Below are 19,370 nucleotides of genomic sequence, written 5' to 3' on the forward strand. Positions count from 1 at the left end.
ACGCTGGCTTTTTTAATTAATCTTCTTCGACATCGTCTTCATCGAGGTCGAGATCGATATTCAGTGGCTCTTGAGAAAGAATCACGCCGGTATTATCGGCATACAGGTAATCTTCGGGGATAAAGGTAACACCGCCAAAATTGACTGGAATGTCCACCTCACCTTCACCTTTGCTGGTTGCGCCAACTGGAATAGAAGCGAGAGCTTGAATACCAATACTCATATCTTCTAACTCATCAACTTCGCGCACGCTACCGTAAACAACGATACCTTCCCACTCATTCTCTTCAGCAAGAGTGGCAATTTCAGCGTCAATCAATGCTCTACGTAGTGAACCGCCACCATCGACCAGTAATACTCGCCCAACGCCATCTTGCTCTAAAATTTCGCGGATAATGCCATTATCCTCGAAACATTTAACGGTAGTAATTTGCCCAGCAAATGAAGCGCTGCCGCCAAAGTTGCTAAACATAGGTTCTACCACATCCACTTGGTCTAAGTAGATATCGCATAATGCTGAAGTATTGTATTCCATAACATTTCTTCTCATCGCGTTGGTCATATCAATCGAGTATATCCAGTCACTTTAGGTTTGCAATCACTAGCTGCGTTTAACTCACTAGAGTTTGAGCTATAACCACCCCAGCAAACAGCAAATTGGTGACTAACGAACACTTAACCACAACCGGCATCATAGGGGCAATTTGTGCCGGTTGCTCCGCGAGCCATACCGCTTTGCCGTGTTTAAACGTCACTAACAGGCTCAATAAAAATGGCAGCATTACCCATACAGGTGAAGGTTGAAGTAGCAAGTACGCAATAAACGCCGCCACCGCACCCGCGAGTAACACAAAGTGATATTGCTTCGCGTGTTTTTGCCCTAAACGAACTGCCACAGTGCGCTTACCGCAACGAGCATCATTTTCAATGTCACGCATATTGTTGATATTCAGCACCGCTACTGCCAATAAACCGCAACCAACGGCAGGCAAAACAAGTGATGGTTCAACAATACCTGTATGTAGAAAATAGGTACCAGCTACACCAAGCAAACCAAAAAAGATAAATACTGAGATATCACCCAACCCAACATAACCATAAGGTTTGTTGCCCACGGTATAGGCAATCGCAGCCCCAATCGCTAATAGGCCTAGGCCCATGAAAGCTAAAATGCTCTCCCAACTATTTAGCGCATGCAACACCAACACTAACCCTGCAATCATTGTCAAAATCACATTAACGATGATCGCTTGGCGCATGGTTTTCGGTGTTACCGCACCAGATTGAATTGCCCTTGTCGGTCCTAGGCGTGCTTCGTTGTCGGTTCCTTTGACTGCATCTCCATAATCATTGGCCAGATTCGACAAGATCTGTAATAAAGTCGCAGTAATAAATGCCAATACCGCAACAGATAGAGAAAAATGATGGCTTGAGAACGCCAAAACACTACCAGTCAAAATAGAGACTAGTGCCAAAGGCAAGGTTTTAGGGCGAGCGGCATCCAGCCAAATTTGCAGTGTCTGTTTCATACTCGTTAGTGTAGTGAGATATTCACGTTTAGAAGTTGTGTCATATCAAAGTTAGCAGAAAAATAAAAAGGCCACCGAAGTGACCTTTTCTAATTTGGGCAAAATTATTTAACGCGACCAACGTATTCAGCTGAACGAGTGTCAACTTTGATCACTTCACCGATAGCAATGAATAGAGGAACACGTACTACTGCACCAGTAGATAGAGTCGCTGGTTTACCGCCAGTACCTTGAGTGTCACCTTTTAGACCTGGGTCTGTATCAGCAACTTCTAGCTCAACAAAGTTTGGTGGAGTCACAGCGATTGGGTTGCCGTTCCAAAGTGTTAGCATACAAGTGTTGTTTTCTACCAACCACTTAGCGTTCTCACCTACAGCTTTCTTGTCTGCAGCAATTTGTTCGAACGTTTCGTTGTTCATAAAGTGGTAGAATTCACCATCGTTGTATAGGTAGTCTAGATCGATATCCATTACGTCAGCCACTTCAACAGTGTCGCCAGACTTAAATGTTTTCTCTAGAACTTTACCTGAAAGCAGTTTACGGATTTTAACGCGGTTGAATGCTTGACCTTTACCTGGTTTTACATACTCGTTTTCGAGAATGACACAAGGCTCATTATCAAGCATAATTTTAAGACCGCCTTTGAATTCATTCGTGCTAACAGTAGCCATTTTTTCCTCTTACCATTCTTCGAGTTAAATTTAATGCCGCACATCATAACCCGAAATGCCGATTCTGTTGAGCAAAACTGGCTCAAACAGCTAGCGAATGGGATCTCTGATCCTGAAAAACTGCTAGAACAGTTGCAGATCGATCCTTCACCTTGGCAACACGGATTTGAAGCGAGAACGCTTTTTGCGCAGCGTGTGCCGCAAAGTTTTGTCGATAGAATGGAAAAAGGCAATCCTTTTGATCCGCTTTTACGCCAAGTTTTACCCTTATCCGAAGAATTTGCGGTACATGAAGGGTACTCCAATGATCCGTTGGAGGAACAAGACAACCAAATCCCTGGATTACTGCATAAATACCGCAACCGTGCACTGATGATCGTAAAAGGTGGCTGCGCGGTGAATTGTCGCTACTGCTTTCGCCGTCACTTCCCTTATCAAGACAATAAGGGGAGCAAAAGCGTATGGCAAAATAGCTTGGATTACATTGCAATCCACCATGAACTGAATGAAGTGATTCTTTCTGGCGGCGATCCGCTCATGGCCAAAGATGACGAATTGCGATGGTTGATCGAACATATCGCCGAAATTCCTCATATCAAGCGACTGCGCATTCACTCACGCCTACCGGTGGTGATCCCTGCTCGTATTACGCCTGAATTGCTTGAGATCCTACAAAGCACACGTTTACAAGTTGTGTTGGTCACCCATATCAACCATGCCAATGAAGTTAACCAAGAGTTGGTCGGTAAAACCGCCCTACTCAAACAAGCGGGCGTCACCTTACTCAATCAAGGAGTACTGCTTAAAGGGGTCAACGATTCGGTGCAAGCCTTAGTTGATTTAAGTGAAGCGTTATTTGACGCCGATATTTTGCCCTACTACCTGCATGTACTCGACAAAGTGCAAGGCGCTGCCCACTTCTTTGTCAGTGATGAACAAGCGAAAGAGTTAATGGCTGGCGTCATTCAACAAGTTTCGGGTTACCTCGTGCCTAAGCTCACCCGTGAAATTGGCGGTCGTAATAGCAAAACGCCATTAGATCTACATTTAGAATAGAGCTCACACAATCCGCACATTAAACGGTTAATTAATTTGTTACCATAATCCAGTATTTCCACTCGTGATAACAGCATAGATTATGAAAACCAAGAACAAAGGCTTTACGCTTATTGAGCTTATTATCGTGATTGTGGTTCTCGGTATTTTGGCCATCACGGCACTACCGCGCTTACTCAATCTGCAAACAGACTCACGTATTGCCGCGTTAAATGGCTTAAAAGCGGGCATGCAAAGCGCGGCAGATATGGTGTATCCCCTTGCGATTCAAAATGGTGTCGCAGATCAGAGCTCCGGACAAATCACGATTGATGCAGGCCCAGTTAGCCTCGCTTACGGCTACCCAGCAGCCTTTGCTAAGCAGACTTGGAGCGTATTGATGGAAGCCAAATTTGCGGATGGCGTCTACAACCCTGAGACCGAAGCGGATTGGTATTTCCATAACCCTCGCGGAGGAGCAAACGACTCATGGATCCGTTTTATGACCAAATCGCTCAAAGATCCCAAATACAATTGCTACTTGATTTACAACCAAGCGACCGAGAGCAAACCGCCCTATTTTGAATTGGTCACGACAGGCTGTTAACACTGAACAGCATTGCTGTATGTTGATCTATAGATATAAAAAAACCACCTCAAGTAGGTGGTTTTTTTTGATTCAGTCAACTAGCTTAGAACAATTCTTCCGCTACTTGGTATAGATCGTTACGCACTGGACGCTTCATATTTTCAATCGCATCGATGATATCATGGTGAACAAGTTGCTCTTTAACGATACCAACACAACGACCACCGTGACCTTCTTGTAGTAGGTGCACTGCGTAGTTACCCATGCGAGATGCTAGAACACGGTCAAACGCTGTTGGACGACCACCACGTTGAATATGACCAAGTACTGTTGCGCGAGTTTCACGACCCGTTGCCGCTTCGATCTCTTTCGCCAGTTCGTTCGCATCCATCATTAGCTCAGTAAGGGCGATGATCGCGTGTTTCTTACCTTTGTCGATGCCATCTTGAATGTTGTTGATTAACTTCTCTTTGTCTAGACCAGTTTCCGGAGTGATGATGTACTCACAGCCACCAGCAATCGCAGACATAAGAGTTAGGTCACCACAGTGACGGCCCATAATTTCAACGATTGAGATACGTTGGTGAGAAGATGAAGTATCACGTAGACGGTCAATCGCATCGATAACTGTATTTAATGCAGTTAGGTAACCGATAGTGTAATCCGTACCTGCGATATCGTTGTCGATAGTGCCTGGTAGACCGATACATGGGTAACCCATTTCAGTCAGCTTCTTCGCACCCATGTAAGAACCGTCACCACCGATAACAACAAGTGCATCGATGTCATGCTTCTTCAAGTTTTCAATCGCTTTTTCGCGAATTTCAACTTCACGGAATTCAGGGAAACGAGCTGAACCTAAGAAAGTACCGCCCTTGTTAATCACATCAGACACGCTTGAACGGTCCAATTTTTCGATGCGGCCTTCGTAAAGACCTAAATAACCGTCGTATACACCGTATACTTCCAAGCCTTCAGACAAAGCTGTACGTACCACACCGCGAATCGCTGCGTTCATACCTGGTGCATCACCACCACTTGTCAAAACACCGATCTTCTTAATCATGTTTAGCCTCAATTTTTGGGAATTTTATTTCAAATTTTACGTCAGACGCCGTCAGGTAAGCGGCTGACCAAATTTTTTAATGTGCAATATGTTACCTTGCAGAGGAAGGAATACTACTTTTATTTGCACGAAGTTATGTAACTTTTCTACTTATGTAGAGTATTACAGTTTTAGTCATTAACTTTGTTGATACATATCAGTATCACGTTTTATTTGTCGTATCGTTGAAAAGATAGCCAAAGCAATGCCACTGTCCAATCAATTTTCACTTACCAATCAGCGAATTTTTGCTGTTTCTCGCTCGTCTCAACCACGGAGTGCGGATCTTGGTGGATTAGAATATCCGCTTGCGGAAATTGCGCCAGCAAACTTATTTCTACTTGATCAGAAATATGATGTGCCTCGATTAATGGCAATTCATCGTCCAACTCTAAATGCAGTTGGATAAAGCGCACTGGCCCAGACATGCGTGTACGCAGTTGATGCACACCCAGTACACCCGGCACACTGATGCAGCACTGTCTAATTTCAACAAGTTCTTCTTCCGGCAACTGACGATCGAGCAAAGTTTGAATTGCCTCATGCACCATTTTAAAGGCGCTATACAAAATGTAGATCCCAATGGCGACGGCAAACACCGCATCCGCTTGACGAATACCCGCCCAACTTAAACCGAGCGCTAACATAATGGCCGCGTTCATGTATAAGTCAGTTTGGTAATGGAGAGAATCTGCGGCAATAGCTTGGCTGCCAGTTTTACGCACCACGTGCTGTTGAAAACGAACTAAAGCAAACGTCACCACGATGGCAAACATGCTGACATAAACCCCGTATTCCGGAGATTGCAAATCTTGCGGTCTGAAGAAGCGTTCAATACCGTTGAGGATAAGAAATACCGCCGAACCAGAAATAAACATGGCTTGAGCCAATGCTGCGAGAGACTCAGCTTTACCGTGGCCAAAGCGGTGTTCTTTATCCGCTGGTTGTAATGCAATTCGAATCACAATGAGGTTCACAACCGACGCGGCTATATCCAGCATAGAATCAATCAATGAGGCCAGTAAGCTCACTGACCCCGTTACCCACCACACCGCGAGTTTATCAATAAAGAAAACTTGCAACGAGGTTACAGCCCACGCCGCCATAGTGACAAGCTTTGCGTAATCTTGTTTCATTGTTGTTTTTTCGTCATTTATGATGCGGCAATTATAACCAAGTTCGCTAAAAAGCAACAAGGCAGCCATTTGGCTGCCAGGATATCTAATTTAATTAGTTGTGATGCTTACGATTTTCATCGCACTTTGCCATGCGCTCTTTGCTCAATTCAACAAACTTCGCTTTTTGTTCAGGCGTTAAGACACTCAGCATTTGATGGCGCTTCTCAAGCATTTTAACTTTACGTTCCGTTTGTTGCTCTACCATCTCTTTAGCAAGATCGTTCGCAGCTGCTTGGTCAAAGTTATCCGCCAATACCAGTTGCTGAACTTTGTCGTGATACGCTTGGCGCTCTGCTTTACGCGCTTCAAAGTTTGCTTGATAGTTTTCTTTCATCTCTGCTTTGTTCGCTTCACGCATCTCTTTTAGCTGATCTTTTTGCGCATCCGTGAGATCAAGCTGTTTAAAGATGCCGCGATCCATACCACCGTGGCAACGACCACCTTTATGGTCACCTTTACCACCAAATGCGAATGCGCTTGCTGAAGCAAATGCCACTGGAATTACCGCCGCAGCCAAAACTAGTTTCTTTACTGTGTTCATAATCTATACCTTGTAAGTGTGTTAGTGAGGCTGCGATTGCAGCGCTTGAATATAGATTAGTGTTTTGAGAGTAAATTGGCGTTTAGAGAGCGTAAAGATACGTAAAGAGCAAACTTTACGCTAATCGTTGCCTTTAATAACCAGTAATATACTTAAAGAAAAGCATACTTAAGGGCATTGCATATGGCACACATTCTATTAATTGATGACGATACTGAGCTTACCAGCTTGCTAAAAGAGGTACTCACCTTTGAGGGCTTTATTGTATCTGAAGCCAATGATGGTGAAGCAGGCTTAGCAGCGCTCAATAAAGATATCGATTTAATCCTACTGGATGTGATGATGCCAAAACTTAACGGCACCGAAACCCTAAAACGAATTCGTGAAAAATGGGAAACGCCAGTATTAATGCTGACCGCCAAAGGGGAAGAAATCGATCGCGTGATTGGCTTAGAACTCGGCGCTGATGATTATCTGCCAAAACCGTTTAGCGACCGTGAACTGCTGGCACGGATTCGTGCCATTTTGCGCCGCACACAAACCGTGAGCCACACCCGAGCCAGTGATAGCCTTGAATATCGTGACATTACTATTTATCCAGGCAAGCAAGAAGCGTACTGCCAAAATCAGTTATTGGAACTGACAACCACTGAATTTGCGTTGTTAGCACACTTTGTCGCTCACCCAGGTGAAACGATTACCAAAGAAGAGCTCAGTTTAGATGTGCTAGGAAAGCGTTTAGCTGCGTTTGATCGTGCTATTGATATGCATGTATCTAACCTACGTAAAAAACTGCCTGAGCGCAGCGATGGCAAACCAAGGATCAAAACGCTACGTGGACGCGGCTACTTATTGGTGGAGGAAGATTGATGCGTCTACCTCGCTTTACCAGTCTATACGGACGTATCTTTGCTATTTTCTGGCTAACAATGTTATTGGTGCTGATCGCGGTTTTAGCGCTGCCGCATCTTGATCCACGTAAGTCTCATGACATTCCACAAAAGCACATCAAACAAATGCAAGAGTATGCGCAGCGTATTGAGCAACGCTATCAGCATGTGGATAACTTAAACCAGCTACTACGTCAGATAGAAAAAGATCGCCCTTCACCACGCGATCCTCGACCAAGGTTCTTCTTGACGGATCTTGATGGCAGAATTCTGACAGCGCAAAAGCAGCGTAATTTTAAACTGCGCGCGCTACAAAACTTTATCTCTAGTATTGAATCTGTCGATCATCCTAAACAACGACTTTATGGTCACTACATGGTCGCGGGGCCAGTGCCGATTTCGCTGGCAGGCGAAAACCTCCATATGTACGTGTCATTTAAATGGGATGAGCCACCACCGTTCTTATTGAAGCTATTTGACCACCCACTGCAACTTCTGCTTACCGTCATGTTGGTCAGTACGCCATTCTTGCTATGGCTTGCTTGGGCACTTAGCCAACCTGCAAGGCGTTTAGAGCGCGCTGCGCGTACCGTGGCAAAAGGGGAATTTATCGTTGACCCCAGCCTAGAAAAAGGCACGAAGGAATTTCGCCAAGCCGGTGCAGCCTTCAACCAAATGGTGCAAGACGTCAATCAGATGATCTCTGGTCAACAACGTTTGCTATCGGATATTTCCCATGAGTTACGCTCGCCACTCACTCGTTTACGCATGGCAACCGCACTCGCCACGCGCAAACAAGGCGAAAGCCCTGAACTGACACGCATAGATACTGAAGCACAGCGCTTAGAACAAATGATCAGTGAACTGCTTGAGTTATCACGCATGCAACTTGATAGTCATACCGATCGTGAGCGCCAACCGTTGAGTAGTTTATGGGAAGCAATCCTTACCGATGCTCAATTCGAAGCCGAACAAATGGGCAAAACGCTAAGTTACACAGCCATTCCTGAACGTAACATCTCAGGTAAACCGAAACTGCTGATGAGCGCATTAGACAACATTGTGCGCAATGCAATTCATTATGGTAAAGACCATATTGAAGTTTCGATTTCTGCCGATAACGAACAGGTCATCGTTCATGTCGACGACAATGGCGAAGGTGTGCCTGAACAAGAACTTGATGCCATTTTCCGTCCGTTTTACCGTGTCTCAACCGCACGTGACCGCGTCAGTGGTGGTACCGGACTTGGCCTTGCGATTACTCAAAGCGCCGTTCGTCAACATAGCGGCACGATTGAAGCCACACGCAGCCCACTTGGCGGGTTGCGAGTCACGATCTGTTTACCGCTTCTGTTTGACTAGTCACTGACGTAAAGGGCATCACTTCGGTATGCCCTTTCTCTATTTTTCCCCTCAATCATCCTGTTATACTCAGGCCAATCTTTTCGCCGATACGACAAAAATTCATGTTTGATATTGCTTTATACGAACCGGAAATAGCGCCAAACACTGGCAATATTATTCGTCTAAGTGCCAACTGTGGCGCTAACCTGCATCTAATTGAACCACTTGGTTTTGATTTGGAAGAGAAAAAAGTGCGCCGTGCGGGCTTGGATTATCATGACCTAGCACGCGTTAAACGCCATAAAAATTTGCAGGCCTTTTTGGACTATTTGCAAAATGAGCGTGAAGGTGGATACCGTATTTTCGCCTGTACCACCAAAACTACCGGTCATCACGTCGATGCAAAATTTCAAACCGGTGATGTGCTACTGTTTGGTCCGGAGACCCGAGGCCTACCGGCGGATGTGATCGACAGCTTACCAATGGAACAGCGCATTCGCATTCCGATGATGCCAGATGCACGTAGCCTTAACTTATCCAATGCCGTTGCAATCATTGCTTATGAAGCATGGCGTCAGATGGGCTTTCAGGGCGCACAATAAAATTGATAGCGAGAATCTACGCTCGCGAATAACAGATATAAGAAAGGGCGCGAATGCGCCCTTTGCTAATTGAGTCGATTACGATCGTTGTCGTCGTCATCCTTGCGTTCATACTCACCTTCAAAGGTATTGCCCTTATCATGTGATTGGTCAAACGGATTACGCTGGAAAGGATCTTGGTCAAAACCATTTTGCTGCTCAAAACCACCATGGTTGCCAAACCCACCTTGGAAACCACCACCAACAGAGCGCACAACCATTTTACTCATCAGGTATTTTGCAATCACTGCGCGTGGCGCCGGCAAAAGAATTAACATACCTAACGCATCGGTCATAAAGCCAGGAGTCAGTAACAGCACACCGGCCACCGCCAGCATGACACCTTCCACAATTTGCTGCGCCGGTAACTCTCCCTGCTGTAGGCGATTTTGCACATTCATTAGTGTCTGCAATCCTTGGCTACGAACCAGTGACGCACCAACGAATGCGGTAATCAAAACTAACGCAATGGTTGGCCATAAGCCAAGAAATCCGCCGACTTGAATAAATAGGCCAATTTCAATAATCGGAACTAAGATAAAGAGTAAAAGTAAGATAGGAAACACAAGCCCTCCTTTGTTAAGCACACCTTAGCTTTAAGCCTGCATGGCGACAATAGTTTCCCTAATTGAATTGTGAGAAATCGTGACTGGGAGGTGAGATTAGAGAGTACCGCTCAGTGAGAGGCATTTTGTTTAAGTAAAGAGAATCAACCACAAAGCGAACAATTAACTGTTATTTTTCACACAAATTGCGCGCAATTAACATACTAGACACGTTGCGTTACATCTGTGATTTGGATTACTGAGCTATATCAATTTCACTCAAAGATTTTTCCATCTTTGCCGTAAAAGGTGATCTACTTAATATTTTTATGAACAAGGTCGAGTATCATGTGCCACAGAAAGTCAGGATGGATTTCAGCCAAATTATCTAGTGAATGGATTCTTTTAACCTCAGAATTGGCCATGACATAACAGCTTAATTTGATAATCATTCTTAAGGATCCACCTATGGCTACCCTATCAGAAGTTACTGCAGTTAACTCAGCCACTCGTATCGAAGAAGATCTACTAGGCGAACGTCACGTACCTGCCGATGCTTACTACGGCATTCACACGCTACGTGCGATGGAAAACTTCAACATCTCTAATGTAACTATCTCTGACGTACCTGAGTTTGTACGCGGCATGGTTATGACTAAAAAAGCGGCAGCTCTTGCAAACAAAGAGCTAGGCGCTATTCCTAAAGATGTTGCTGACTACATTCTTCAAGCGTGTGATTTGATCCTTGAAACGGGCAAATGCATGGACCAATTCCCATCAGACGTATACCAAGGCGGTGCTGGTACTTCAGTAAACATGAATACCAACGAAGTTATCGCTAACGTTGCGCTTGAGCTAATGGGCAAAGAAAAAGGTCAATACCAATTCATTAACCCTAATGACCATGTAAACAAGAGCCAATCAACTAACTGTGCTTACCCAACTGGTTTCCGTATCGCGGTTTACAACAGTGTTCACACACTAATGACCTCTATCGAATACCTAAAAGCAGCATTTGAACTTAAAGCACAAGAGTTCAACGGCGTACTAAAAATGGGTCGTACACAGCTACAAGACGCAGTGCCAATGACTGTTGGTCAAGAGTTCCGCGCTTGGGCAGTAACACTAAACGAAGAAATCCGCGTTCTTGAGTACACATCAAAACTGCTACTTGAAATCAACCTGGGCGCAACTGCAATCGGTACTGGTCTAAACGCACCAGCGGGTTACCAAGGCCTAGCGGTGAAACACCTTGCAGAAGTAACGGGTCTAGAAGTCGTTCCTGCCGAAGATTTGATCGAAGCAACTTCTGACTGTGGCGCTTACGTAATGATCCACGGCGCACTAAAACGCCTAGCGGTGAAACTATCTAAGATCTGTAATGACCTACGTCTACTTTCTTCTGGTCCTCGCGCAGGTCTAAATGAATTGAACCTACCTGAACTACAAGCAGGTTCTTCAATCATGCCAGCAAAAGTAAACCCAGTAATTCCAGAAGTTGTAAACCAAGTGTGTTTCAAAGTTCTAGGTAACGACAACACTATCTCGTTTGCAGCAGAAGGTGGTCAGCTACAACTTAACGTAATGGAACCTGTGATTGCACAAAGCATGTTTGAATCTATTTCACTGCTAAACAACGCATGTATCAACCTACGTGATAAGTGTATCGACGGCATCACAGTGAACAAAGAGATCTGTGAAAACTACGTTTACAACTCTATCGGTATCGTCACTTACCTAAACCCATACATCGGCCACCACGAAGGTGACATCGTAGGTAAGATCTGTGCAGAGACTGGTAAGAGCGTACGTGAAGTGGTTCTAGACCGTGGTCTACTGACTGCAGAAGAGATTGACGAAATCCTTTGCGTTGAAAACTTCATGCATCCAACGTATAAAGCAAAACGCTACGAATAAGAAAAAACAAGAGGGCCCCAAAAGGGCCCTTTTTTAACGCCGAAATTTGGCAATAAAATTTAAGTAATGGTGTGAACTTGGCTTTTTTTGCTCGCTGTTTGTTGCAAATCGCCGTCACCATGAACACAACAGAATAAACGAGGGTTATTTATGATTGCAGTCGAGCTGTTCGTCGTTCTGCTCTTTATCTTTTTAGGAGCTAGAATTGGGGGTATCGGCATCGGTTTTGCCGGTGGTGCTGGGGTTATCGCTTTATCACTAGGGCTGGGTGTGCACACAAGCCAAGCCTACATTCCGGTAGATGTTATTCTAATTATCATGTCAGTTATTACCGCGATTGCCGCAATGCAAGTTGCCGGTGGTATGGACTGGCTAGTGCAAGTTGCAGAAAACTTTTTACGCAAAAATCCTAAGCGCATTACCTTTTACGCACCGATTGTGACTTACGTAATGACACTGATGGCTGGTACTGGCCACACGGCGTTCTCCACGCTACCGGTTATTGCAGAAGTGGCCAAAGGCCAAGGCGTTCGTCCTTCACGTCCGCTTTCTATTGCTGTTATCGCTTCACAAATTGCGATTACTGCCTCACCGATTTCTGCTGCGGTGGTTGCTTTTGCTGCCATGCTAGCACCTAAAGGCGTCGACTACTTAACGCTGCTTGCCGTGTGTATTCCTACCACCTTTATCGCTTGTATGATTGGCGCATTTGTCGCTAACTTTATGGGTAAAGAGTTAAAAGACGATCCGGTTTACCAACAACGTCTTGAACAAGGCCTAATCAAGCTTGCGGGTAGCGAAAAACGCGAATTGTTGCCAACCGCTAAACGCGCAACCTATATCTTCCTGATCGCCATCGGTTTGGTCGTCTGCTACGCTGCTGCGATCTCACACTCAATTGGTCTGATTGAAAACCCAGCGCTTGGTCGTAACGAAGCCATCATGACTGTGATGTTAGCAGCGGCAGCACTGATTGTTTTCACTACCAAAATTGATGCTAACCAAATTCCTGCAGCTAGCACCTTCCGTTCAGGTATGACAGCTTGTGTATGCGTACTCGGTGTTGCATGGTTAGGTTCAACCTTTGTTAACGCTCACGTTAATGAGATCAAAGAAGTGGCTGACGAGTTACTTGCCGACTATCCATGGATGCTGGCATTAGTACTGTTCTTTGCTTCAATGCTACTTTATTCACAAGGTGCAACCACCGTTGCTCTAATGCCTGCCGCACTGGCTATTGGCGTTGCGCCATTAACTGCGGTTGCATCATTTGCTGCGGTCAGCGCGCTATTTGTACTACCGACTTACCCAACGTTACTGGCTGCAGTTGAAATGGATGATACCGGTTCAACTCGCATTGGTAAGTACGTATTCAACCACCCATTCTTTATTCCAGGTGTGGTCACCATTAGCTCAGCCGTTGCTCTTGGGTTTGCCTTTGGTGGGCTGGTGATTTAATCACTACACCATAGCGAATCAGTAATATCGACCTTAAAAAGCGCTCCGGCGCTTTTTTTATTGCTGCGTATTCACACTCCACCCATCATTATTTCGACTTCTGACTGAAACTAATTGGCTGTTTTCTCTGTCATATACAATCTATCGACGGTTGAGTTGGATAAAAAGTCAGCCTGTACGTAAAATACCCGCAAGTTAAATTAAGTGATGTTTGTATGCGCTCAGTTTTTTCCATTCTGATTTTATGCCTAAGTGTCGTGGCGTCACCCGCGATGGCGCTGTTTGGCAACAACTCTAATACTCCGAGTTTTACCACTGACAACAATCGATTCGTTCCTGTTGATGACGCGTTTCCTTTCAATAATTTTCAGCAGAATAATCGCGTATTTCTCGATTGGCAGGTCAAACACGACTACTACTTGTATCAAGAACGCATCTCGATTAGTGCAGAAAATGTGACCTTAGGTGAGCTTGATATTCGTGAAGGGCAGCCTTATCACGATGAATTTTTTGGCGATGTCCATATCTATACCGAGCCACTGTTTGTTGAAGTTCCTCTACAGGATTATCAACCAGGCGCGCGTTTAATCGTTCAGTATCAAGGCTGTGCCAAAGCAGGCTTTTGCTACCCACCGGAAACTCGAGTGATTGATGTCAAAGCCTTTACTACTGCAAGCAACGACGCCACAACACAGTCAGCGGATACTTCGCTAACCAAGCCACAAACATCATCCACACCAACCAGCCAATCACCTGCGCCGCAATCCAAAGAAAGCAGCCTTGCAGGCCAATTAGCTGATAATTGGTGGACACCACTGCTATTTTTAGCTCTTGGGGTTGGTCTTGCTTTTACCCCATGTGTACTGCCTATGTACCCAATTCTGACCAGTATCGTATTAGGAAGCGGGAAGTTATCGCACCGCCGCGCTCTTGGTTTGTCATTTATTTATGTACAAGGTATGGCGCTCACTTACACCTTACTCGGTTTAGTTGTGGCATCGGCAGGCATGCAGTTCCAAGCTGCAATGCAACACCCATACGTATTGTTTGGCCTTAGTGTCATGTTTGTCGCCTTAGCCTTATCGATGTTTGGTGCTTACACATTGCAACTGCCATCAAGTGTGCAAACTTGGCTTAACGGCCTGAGCAACAAGCAGCAAGGGGGGAGTAATGCAGGTGTGTTCGCTATGGGTGCGATATCTGGTCTAGTGTGTTCACCATGCACCACAGCACCGCTTTCTGGTGCTCTGCTCTATGTCGCTCAAAGTGGCGATTTAGTCACAGGTGCCGTAGCGCTCTATGCACTGGCCTTAGGTATGGGTATTCCGCTAATGTTGGCGGCGGTATTTGGCAACAAACTACTACCAAAAGCCGGTGCTTGGATGGATCGCGTTAAGGTACTATTCGGCTTTGTATTACTCGCTGCGCCAATTTTCCTATTGGAGCGTATCTTACCAGAACAGTGGTCTACCGCTTTGTGGTCTGCGCTTGGCATTGCCGCTTTTGGTTGGCTTTATCACCTTAAAAACTCGCTAACTTTTGGCGGTTGGAAACAGAGTGCGGTCGGCATTATTGCGGTATTGGGTCTATTTGCTTCGGCGCAACCTCTGCTCAACTACTGGTTTAGTCCACAAGCACAAGTCGCTGAGCATGGCGTTGAATTTATCAAAATCAGCAATGTAGCAGAGCTTGAGCAGCAGCTGGAAAAAGCGCAATTGGCGGGGAAACCTGTCATGCTCGATTACTATGCTGATTGGTGTGTTGCGTGTAAGGAATTTGAAAAATACACATTCCATACACCAGAAGTGGAAAGCAAATTAAAGGATTTTGTTTTGCTTCAAGCAGATGTAACGAAAAACCAAATGCAAGATATCGAACTGCTGCAGAAATTAAATGTCCTTGGTTTACCAACTATTGAGTTTTGGAATGCTGATGGCAGTCATCAGCCAAATGCTCGCATTACTGGTTTCATGGATGCACCAAGTTTTATTAACCACTTAAACGCTCATCAACTCTAGCCGATCACAAACTCACACCTCAGTATTTACTGGGGTGTGACATTTCTTAGACAAAAGTCGATTTAGTTCAGAATTTTAGAGTACAAATATTGTTCTAAGCATCAAACGCAATGATAATTCCATTAACCAAATAACAATAAGTGGTTAACGTTATGGACTCAAATTACACCATCATCATTGCTGATGATCATCCGCTCTTTCGCAATGCTTTGTTTCAAGCGATTCATATGGCGATCAGCGGTGCTAATCTTCTTGAGGCCGATTCGTTAGAAGCTCTTATTTCTCTACTCGGTAAAGAACCAGATGCAGACCTTTTGTTGTTAGACTTAAAAATGCCAGGAGCAAACGGCATGTCAGGACTAATACAGATGCGAGCTGAATTTCCTGATTTACCGATAGTCGTCGTATCTGCCAGTGAAGAACCATCTGTCGTCACTCAAGTAAAAAGCCATGGTGCGTTTGGCTTTATTCCCAAATCAAGCGACATGCGCGAATTGATCGCAGCGCTCAATCAAGTTCTTGGTGGTGAACCATTCTTCCCTGAAGGTTCGATAACTAATCATGCAGCCTGTACCGATTTAGCCGAAAAAATTGCTACCCTCACACCACAGCAATACAAAGTATTAGGCATGCTCTCCGATGGTTTGCTCAACAAGCAAATTGCTTATGAACTCAATGTTTCCGAAGCGACAATCAAAGCACACATGACGGCGATATTTCGTAAACTCGGCGTTAAGAACCGTACTCAAGCCGTGATACTACTTCAACAATTGGAGTCAGAAAGTTAACTCACTTTGTGCTGACTTAGACACAATTAAACTCTGCTACACTTAGCTCACTTGGTGCTACTTTAAGCACCTATCCCTCTGTTATTTCGCTTGATGACCATTCGGTCGTCAAATTGATTTCCGCTAACTCTGGGAGATTGTTTTGCTGAGCATTGTGTTAACTCAATTCGTCGTGCTTTGGGCAGTTATTGACCCTGTCGGAACTGTGCCTGTCTACCTATCTCAAACTCAACACCTTTCCATCAAACAAAAACGAGTTGTGGCGTTTAAAGCGGTCGCCATTGCCACTGGCTTGTTGCTATTTTTCCTTATTGCTGGGCAATTACTATTGGAAGCCATGCAAATACCGCTACCTGCCTTTCAAGCTGCTGGCGGACTAGTGTTACTCCTGTTTGCGCTCACCATGATCTTTGGCGAAAGTAAGCCAGAGCAAGAACAAAAACTGAGCCAAGAACTCAGTCATTCTGAATTAGCCGATCTGGCCGTTTACCCACTCGCAATGCCTTCTATTGCCTCGCCAGGAGCCATGATGGCTATCGTGATGCTCACTGATAATCATCGATATTCTTTACTCGATCAAAGTATTACCGCTGGGGTTATGATTGCGGTGCTCGTGATCACTTTATTGTTTTTATTACTGGCAAGCCAAATACATCGAGTCATCGGTAATGTCGGAGCCGCCATCATTAGTCGTGTCATGGGGCTCGTTTTAGCCGCCGTTGCTCTCAATAATCTATTAATGGGCATACGCGACTACTTTTTATTGTGATCAATGCACCATTCTGCGTGCTACAGCATTAGACCTTAGGCTTAATTAACACAATGTTAACACCAATCCCAATAAGCCACTTCATATAACCAACTGATTTTAATCAACTCAATAAATATTCATTGCCGACTAAAGTAGAAAAGCCATCCTACTTTGTCACTGCTATTGTAAATCCAGAAACATTTTTTTAACAACAATCATGCGTAAGGAGACGGCAATGGCGTTTGAAAGTCAGGAACGAGCCAAAGCCTATTGGGAAAAGAACGTAAGACTAATGATCGGCCTAATGGTCGTGTGGTTTGTCGTATCTTTTGGCTGTGGCATCTTATTTGTTGATGTGCTTAACCAATTCCAAATTGGTGGCTACAAACTTGGCTTCTGGTTTGCTCAACAAGGATCCATCTATACCTTCCTCGGAATCATTTTCTTCTATGCGTGGAAAATGCGTCGAATCGACCGTGAATTTAATGTAGATGAGTAAGGAGTAGCTCAGATGGATTTGAAAACTATCACTTACCTAGTTGTAGGGGCGACTTTCCTCCTCTACATCGGTATTGCAATTTGGGCTCGTGCAGGCTCAACCAAAGAGTTTTACGTGGCAGGCGGCGGGGTCAACCCAATTGCCAACGGTATGGCGACTGCCGCTGACTGGATGTCTGCCGCTTCGTTCATTTCAATGGCAGGTCTAATTGCCTTTATGGGCTACGGTGGTTCTGTATTCCTTATGGGTTGGACTGGTGGTTACGTACTACTTGCACTGCTGCTGGCCCCTTATTTACGTAAGTTTGGTAAATTTACCGTACCTGAATTCGTAGGTGAACGTTTCTACTCAAACGCAGCTCGTATCGTCGCGGTTGTTTGTTTAATCATCGCATCCGTCACTTACGTAATCGGTCAGATGAAAGGTGTCGGTGTCGCATTTGGTCGTTTCTTAGAAGTTGATTACTCAACAGGTCTACTGATCGGCATGTGTATCGTATTTATGTACGCTGTAATGGGCGGCATGAAAGGGATTACCTATACGCAGATTGCTCAATATTGCGTCCTCATTCTTGCTTACACTATTCCTGCAATCTTTATCTCTCTGCAACTAACCGGTCACCCTCTACCACAAATTGGACTGGGCAGTACTATCTCAGGAACCGATGTTTATCTACTCGACCGGCTCGATCAGGTGGTGACAGAACTTGGCTTTAGTGAATACACCACACAAGTTCGTGGCGATACACTCAACATGTTCGTTTACACCATGTCTCTAATGATTGGTACAGCGGGTCTGCCACATGTAATCATCCGCTTCTTCACCGTACCTAAAGTACGTGATGCACGAACATCTGCAGGTTACGCGCTCCTGTTTATTGCGATTCTGTACACAACCGCTCCAGCAGTATCTGCAATGGCACGTCTGAATTTAATGGATACTGTGAACCCTGCACCGGGCCAACACTTAGCTTATGACGAACGTCCTAGCTGGTTCAAAAACTGGGAGAAAACGGGTCTACTTGGCTTTGATGATAAAAACCACGATGGTCTGATTGATTACACGTCAAACCCAGCGACTAATGAGCTGAAAGTTGACCGTGACATCATGGTACTAGCCAACCCAGAGATCGCGAAACTGCCTAACTGGGTCATCGCGCTTGTCGCTGCCGGTGGTTTAGCAGCCGCACTTTCCACTGCTGCTGGTCTATTGTTGGCTATCTCCTCGGCGATATCCCATGACTTAATCAAAGGCGTAATCAATCCAAATATTTCTGAGAAGAAAGAACTGCTTGCCAGCCGAATATCGATGGCAGTGGCCATTGGTGTGGCCGGTTATCTAGGTCTCAATCCACCAGGGTTTGCCGCCGGTACGGTAGCGCTAGCATTCGGCCTTGCAGGCTCCTCCATCTTCCCTGCATTGATGATGGGTATCTTTAGTAAGAGCATCAACAAAGAAGGCGCAATTGCAGGCATGATTGCAGGTATCAGTGTGACGCTATTCTACGTATTCCAGCACAAAGGCATCCTATTCGTCGCAGATTGGACCTATCTACAAAGCTGGGGTAGCAACTGGTTCTTTGGTATCGAACCCAATGCATTTGGTGCAATTGGCGCTCTATTTAACTTCATCGTAGCCATCGCGGTATCGAAAGTGACCGCTGAAACGCCACAAGAAGTAAAGATTTGGTTGAACACGTACGTGTTCCAGCTGGCGCTGGTGACGCAGTCGACCACTAAAATCTAATTCAAAGCACAAAAGCCCCTGCGGGGGCTTTTTTATTCCTATTAGTCTGTTTAAATAAGCATCTATACCCAATAATTTAGTGCCGTCATTTTATGAGTTATTAGGTATACATTTTTAGCCCGTCG

18 protein-coding genes and 1 pseudogene are annotated in these 19,370 nt (G+C 45.1%); 12 read left to right on the forward strand and 7 right to left on the reverse strand.

The window, feature by feature from the left end; translation table 11 throughout:
• Positions 1 to 16: 16 nt before the first annotated feature.
• From rraA to efp, 3 genes are all read right to left on the reverse strand, one after another.
• A complete protein-coding gene (rraA, locus tag Vt282_RS12620) occupies positions 17 to 535 on the reverse strand; it encodes a ribonuclease E activity regulator RraA (RefSeq protein WP_162045429.1) in 519 nt (172 codons plus the stop codon).
• A gap of 76 nt (positions 536 to 611) precedes the next feature.
• On the reverse strand, positions 612 to 1,529 hold the full coding sequence (locus Vt282_RS12625) for a 1,4-dihydroxy-2-naphthoate polyprenyltransferase (protein WP_162045428.1): 918 nt from the start codon (positions 1,527 to 1,529) through the stop codon (positions 612 to 614).
• 104 nt (positions 1,530 to 1,633) lie between these two features.
• Positions 1,634 to 2,200: an elongation factor P gene (gene efp / locus Vt282_RS12630; RefSeq protein WP_162045427.1), complete on the reverse strand. Its 567-nt coding sequence runs from the start codon at positions 2,198 to 2,200 to the stop codon at positions 1,634 to 1,636.
• A 33-nt stretch (positions 2,201 to 2,233) separates the two neighbouring features.
• On the opposite strand from efp, the gene epmB reads away from it, so the two are divergent.
• Both epmB and Vt282_RS12640 read left to right on the forward strand, forming a co-directional pair.
• On the forward strand, positions 2,234 to 3,256 hold the full coding sequence (gene epmB / locus Vt282_RS12635) for an EF-P beta-lysylation protein EpmB (protein WP_162063534.1): 1,023 nt from the start codon (positions 2,234 to 2,236) through the stop codon (positions 3,254 to 3,256).
• A gap of 82 nt (positions 3,257 to 3,338) precedes the next feature.
• A complete protein-coding gene (locus tag Vt282_RS12640; RefSeq protein ID WP_162045425.1) occupies positions 3,339 to 3,842 on the forward strand; it encodes a type II secretion system protein in 504 nt (167 codons plus the stop codon).
• 85 nt (positions 3,843 to 3,927) lie between these two features.
• On the opposite strand, the gene pfkA is transcribed toward Vt282_RS12640, so the two are convergent.
• The 3 genes from pfkA to Vt282_RS12655 all read right to left on the reverse strand — a co-directional run bounded on the left by pfkA (position 3,928) and on the right by Vt282_RS12655 (position 6,648).
• On the reverse strand, positions 3,928 to 4,890 hold the full coding sequence (pfkA, locus tag Vt282_RS12645) for a 6-phosphofructokinase (protein WP_162045424.1): 963 nt from the start codon (positions 4,888 to 4,890) through the stop codon (positions 3,928 to 3,930).
• A 269-nt stretch (positions 4,891 to 5,159) separates the two neighbouring features.
• On the reverse strand, positions 5,160 to 6,065 hold the full coding sequence (gene fieF / locus Vt282_RS12650; protein WP_162063535.1) for a CDF family cation-efflux transporter FieF: 906 nt from the start codon (positions 6,063 to 6,065) through the stop codon (positions 5,160 to 5,162).
• 94 nt (positions 6,066 to 6,159) lie between these two features.
• Positions 6,160 to 6,648, reverse strand: a complete 489-nt coding sequence (locus Vt282_RS12655; RefSeq protein WP_162045422.1) for a CpxP family protein — start codon at positions 6,646 to 6,648, stop codon at positions 6,160 to 6,162.
• Between the two features lie 183 nt (positions 6,649 to 6,831).
• Here Vt282_RS12655 and Vt282_RS12660 point away from each other — a divergent pair, with 183 nt between their 5' ends.
• The 3 genes from Vt282_RS12660 to Vt282_RS12670 all read left to right on the forward strand — a co-directional run bounded on the left by Vt282_RS12660 (position 6,832) and on the right by Vt282_RS12670 (position 9,484).
• Positions 6,832 to 7,518, forward strand: a complete 687-nt coding sequence (locus Vt282_RS12660; protein WP_162063536.1) for a response regulator — start codon at positions 6,832 to 6,834, stop codon at positions 7,516 to 7,518.
• A complete protein-coding gene (gene cpxA / locus Vt282_RS12665; protein ID WP_162063537.1) occupies positions 7,518 to 8,900 on the forward strand; it encodes an envelope stress sensor histidine kinase CpxA in 1,383 nt (460 codons plus the stop codon). Before Vt282_RS12660 ends, cpxA begins: the two co-directional genes overlap by 1 nt.
• Before the next feature lie 104 nt (positions 8,901 to 9,004).
• Entirely contained in the window at positions 9,005 to 9,484 is a 480-nt protein-coding gene (locus Vt282_RS12670; RefSeq protein WP_162063538.1) for a tRNA (cytidine(34)-2'-O)-methyltransferase, read from the forward strand.
• Positions 9,485 to 9,549: 65 nt separating this feature from the next.
• On the opposite strand, the gene Vt282_RS12675 is transcribed toward Vt282_RS12670, so the two are convergent.
• Positions 9,550 to 10,089: an FxsA family protein gene (locus Vt282_RS12675; RefSeq protein WP_162063539.1), complete on the reverse strand. Its 540-nt coding sequence runs from the start codon at positions 10,087 to 10,089 to the stop codon at positions 9,550 to 9,552.
• A 447-nt stretch (positions 10,090 to 10,536) separates the two neighbouring features.
• Between Vt282_RS12675 and aspA the strand changes: the two genes are divergently transcribed.
• The 7 genes and pseudogenes from aspA (at position 10,537) to Vt282_RS12710 (ending at position 19,238) form a co-directional block, all read left to right on the forward strand.
• The gene (gene aspA / locus Vt282_RS12680) at positions 10,537 to 11,985 is read left to right on the forward strand and encodes an aspartate ammonia-lyase (protein ID WP_162045417.1); all 1,449 of its coding nucleotides are present in this window, start codon (positions 10,537 to 10,539) and stop codon (positions 11,983 to 11,985) included.
• Between the two features lie 150 nt (positions 11,986 to 12,135).
• Positions 12,136 to 13,443, forward strand: a complete 1,308-nt coding sequence (locus tag Vt282_RS12685; RefSeq protein ID WP_162063540.1) for an anaerobic C4-dicarboxylate transporter — start codon at positions 12,136 to 12,138, stop codon at positions 13,441 to 13,443.
• Between the two features lie 215 nt (positions 13,444 to 13,658).
• Complete coding sequence (locus tag Vt282_RS12690; protein ID WP_162063541.1) at positions 13,659 to 15,461, forward strand: protein-disulfide reductase DsbD; 1,803 nt, start codon at positions 13,659 to 13,661, stop codon at positions 15,459 to 15,461.
• Positions 15,462 to 15,613: 152 nt separating this feature from the next.
• Complete coding sequence (locus tag Vt282_RS12695; RefSeq protein WP_162045416.1) at positions 15,614 to 16,249, forward strand: response regulator; 636 nt, start codon at positions 15,614 to 15,616, stop codon at positions 16,247 to 16,249.
• 142 nt (positions 16,250 to 16,391) lie between these two features.
• A complete protein-coding gene (locus Vt282_RS12700; RefSeq protein ID WP_162063542.1) occupies positions 16,392 to 17,018 on the forward strand; it encodes a MarC family protein in 627 nt (208 codons plus the stop codon).
• Between the two features lie 217 nt (positions 17,019 to 17,235).
• Positions 17,236 to 17,499 carry a DUF4212 domain-containing protein gene (locus Vt282_RS12705; RefSeq protein WP_162045414.1) on the forward strand — a complete coding sequence of 88 codons (264 nt, stop codon included), beginning with the start codon at positions 17,236 to 17,238 and terminating at the stop codon, positions 17,497 to 17,499.
• A 12-nt stretch (positions 17,500 to 17,511) separates the two neighbouring features.
• Positions 17,512 to 19,238 (forward strand): annotated as a pseudogene (locus Vt282_RS12710) (sodium:solute symporter family protein).
• Positions 19,239 to 19,370: the final 132 nt, after the last annotated feature.

It is taken from the genome of Vibrio taketomensis, from assembly GCF_009938165.1.
Lineage (GTDB): Bacteria > Pseudomonadota > Gammaproteobacteria > Enterobacterales > Vibrionaceae > Vibrio > Vibrio taketomensis.

Excerpts from the sequence above, each read along its gene's own strand:
- fieF (WP_162063535.1), bottom strand. The coding sequence starts at position 6,065 with ATGAAACAAGATTACGCAAAGCTTGTCACTATGGCGGCGTGGGCTGTA.
- Vt282_RS12685 (WP_162063540.1), top strand. The coding sequence starts at position 12,136 with ATGATTGCAGTCGAGCTGTTCGTCGTTCTGCTCTTTATCTTTTTAGGA.
- rraA (WP_162045429.1), bottom strand. The coding sequence starts at position 535 with ATGGAATACAATACTTCAGCATTATGCGATATCTACTTAGACCAAGTG.
- pfkA (WP_162045424.1), bottom strand. The coding sequence starts at position 4,890 with ATGATTAAGAAGATCGGTGTTTTGACAAGTGGTGGTGATGCACCAGGT.
- epmB (WP_162063534.1), top strand. The coding sequence starts at position 2,234 with ATGCCGCACATCATAACCCGAAATGCCGATTCTGTTGAGCAAAACTGG.
- efp (WP_162045427.1), bottom strand. The coding sequence starts at position 2,200 with ATGGCTACTGTTAGCACGAATGAATTCAAAGGCGGTCTTAAAATTATG.
- Vt282_RS12660 (WP_162063536.1), top strand. The coding sequence starts at position 6,832 with ATGGCACACATTCTATTAATTGATGACGATACTGAGCTTACCAGCTTG.
- Vt282_RS12640 (WP_162045425.1), top strand. The coding sequence starts at position 3,339 with ATGAAAACCAAGAACAAAGGCTTTACGCTTATTGAGCTTATTATCGTG.
- Vt282_RS12690 (WP_162063541.1), top strand. The coding sequence starts at position 13,659 with ATGCGCTCAGTTTTTTCCATTCTGATTTTATGCCTAAGTGTCGTGGCG.
- cpxA (WP_162063537.1), top strand. The coding sequence starts at position 7,518 with ATGCGTCTACCTCGCTTTACCAGTCTATACGGACGTATCTTTGCTATT.
- Vt282_RS12655 (WP_162045422.1), bottom strand. The coding sequence starts at position 6,648 with ATGAACACAGTAAAGAAACTAGTTTTGGCTGCGGCGGTAATTCCAGTG.
- Vt282_RS12625 (WP_162045428.1), bottom strand. The coding sequence starts at position 1,529 with ATGAAACAGACACTGCAAATTTGGCTGGATGCCGCTCGCCCTAAAACC.
- aspA (WP_162045417.1), top strand. The coding sequence starts at position 10,537 with ATGGCTACCCTATCAGAAGTTACTGCAGTTAACTCAGCCACTCGTATC.
- Vt282_RS12670 (WP_162063538.1), top strand. The coding sequence starts at position 9,005 with ATGTTTGATATTGCTTTATACGAACCGGAAATAGCGCCAAACACTGGC.
- Vt282_RS12695 (WP_162045416.1), top strand. The coding sequence starts at position 15,614 with ATGGACTCAAATTACACCATCATCATTGCTGATGATCATCCGCTCTTT.
- Vt282_RS12705 (WP_162045414.1), top strand. The coding sequence starts at position 17,236 with ATGGCGTTTGAAAGTCAGGAACGAGCCAAAGCCTATTGGGAAAAGAAC.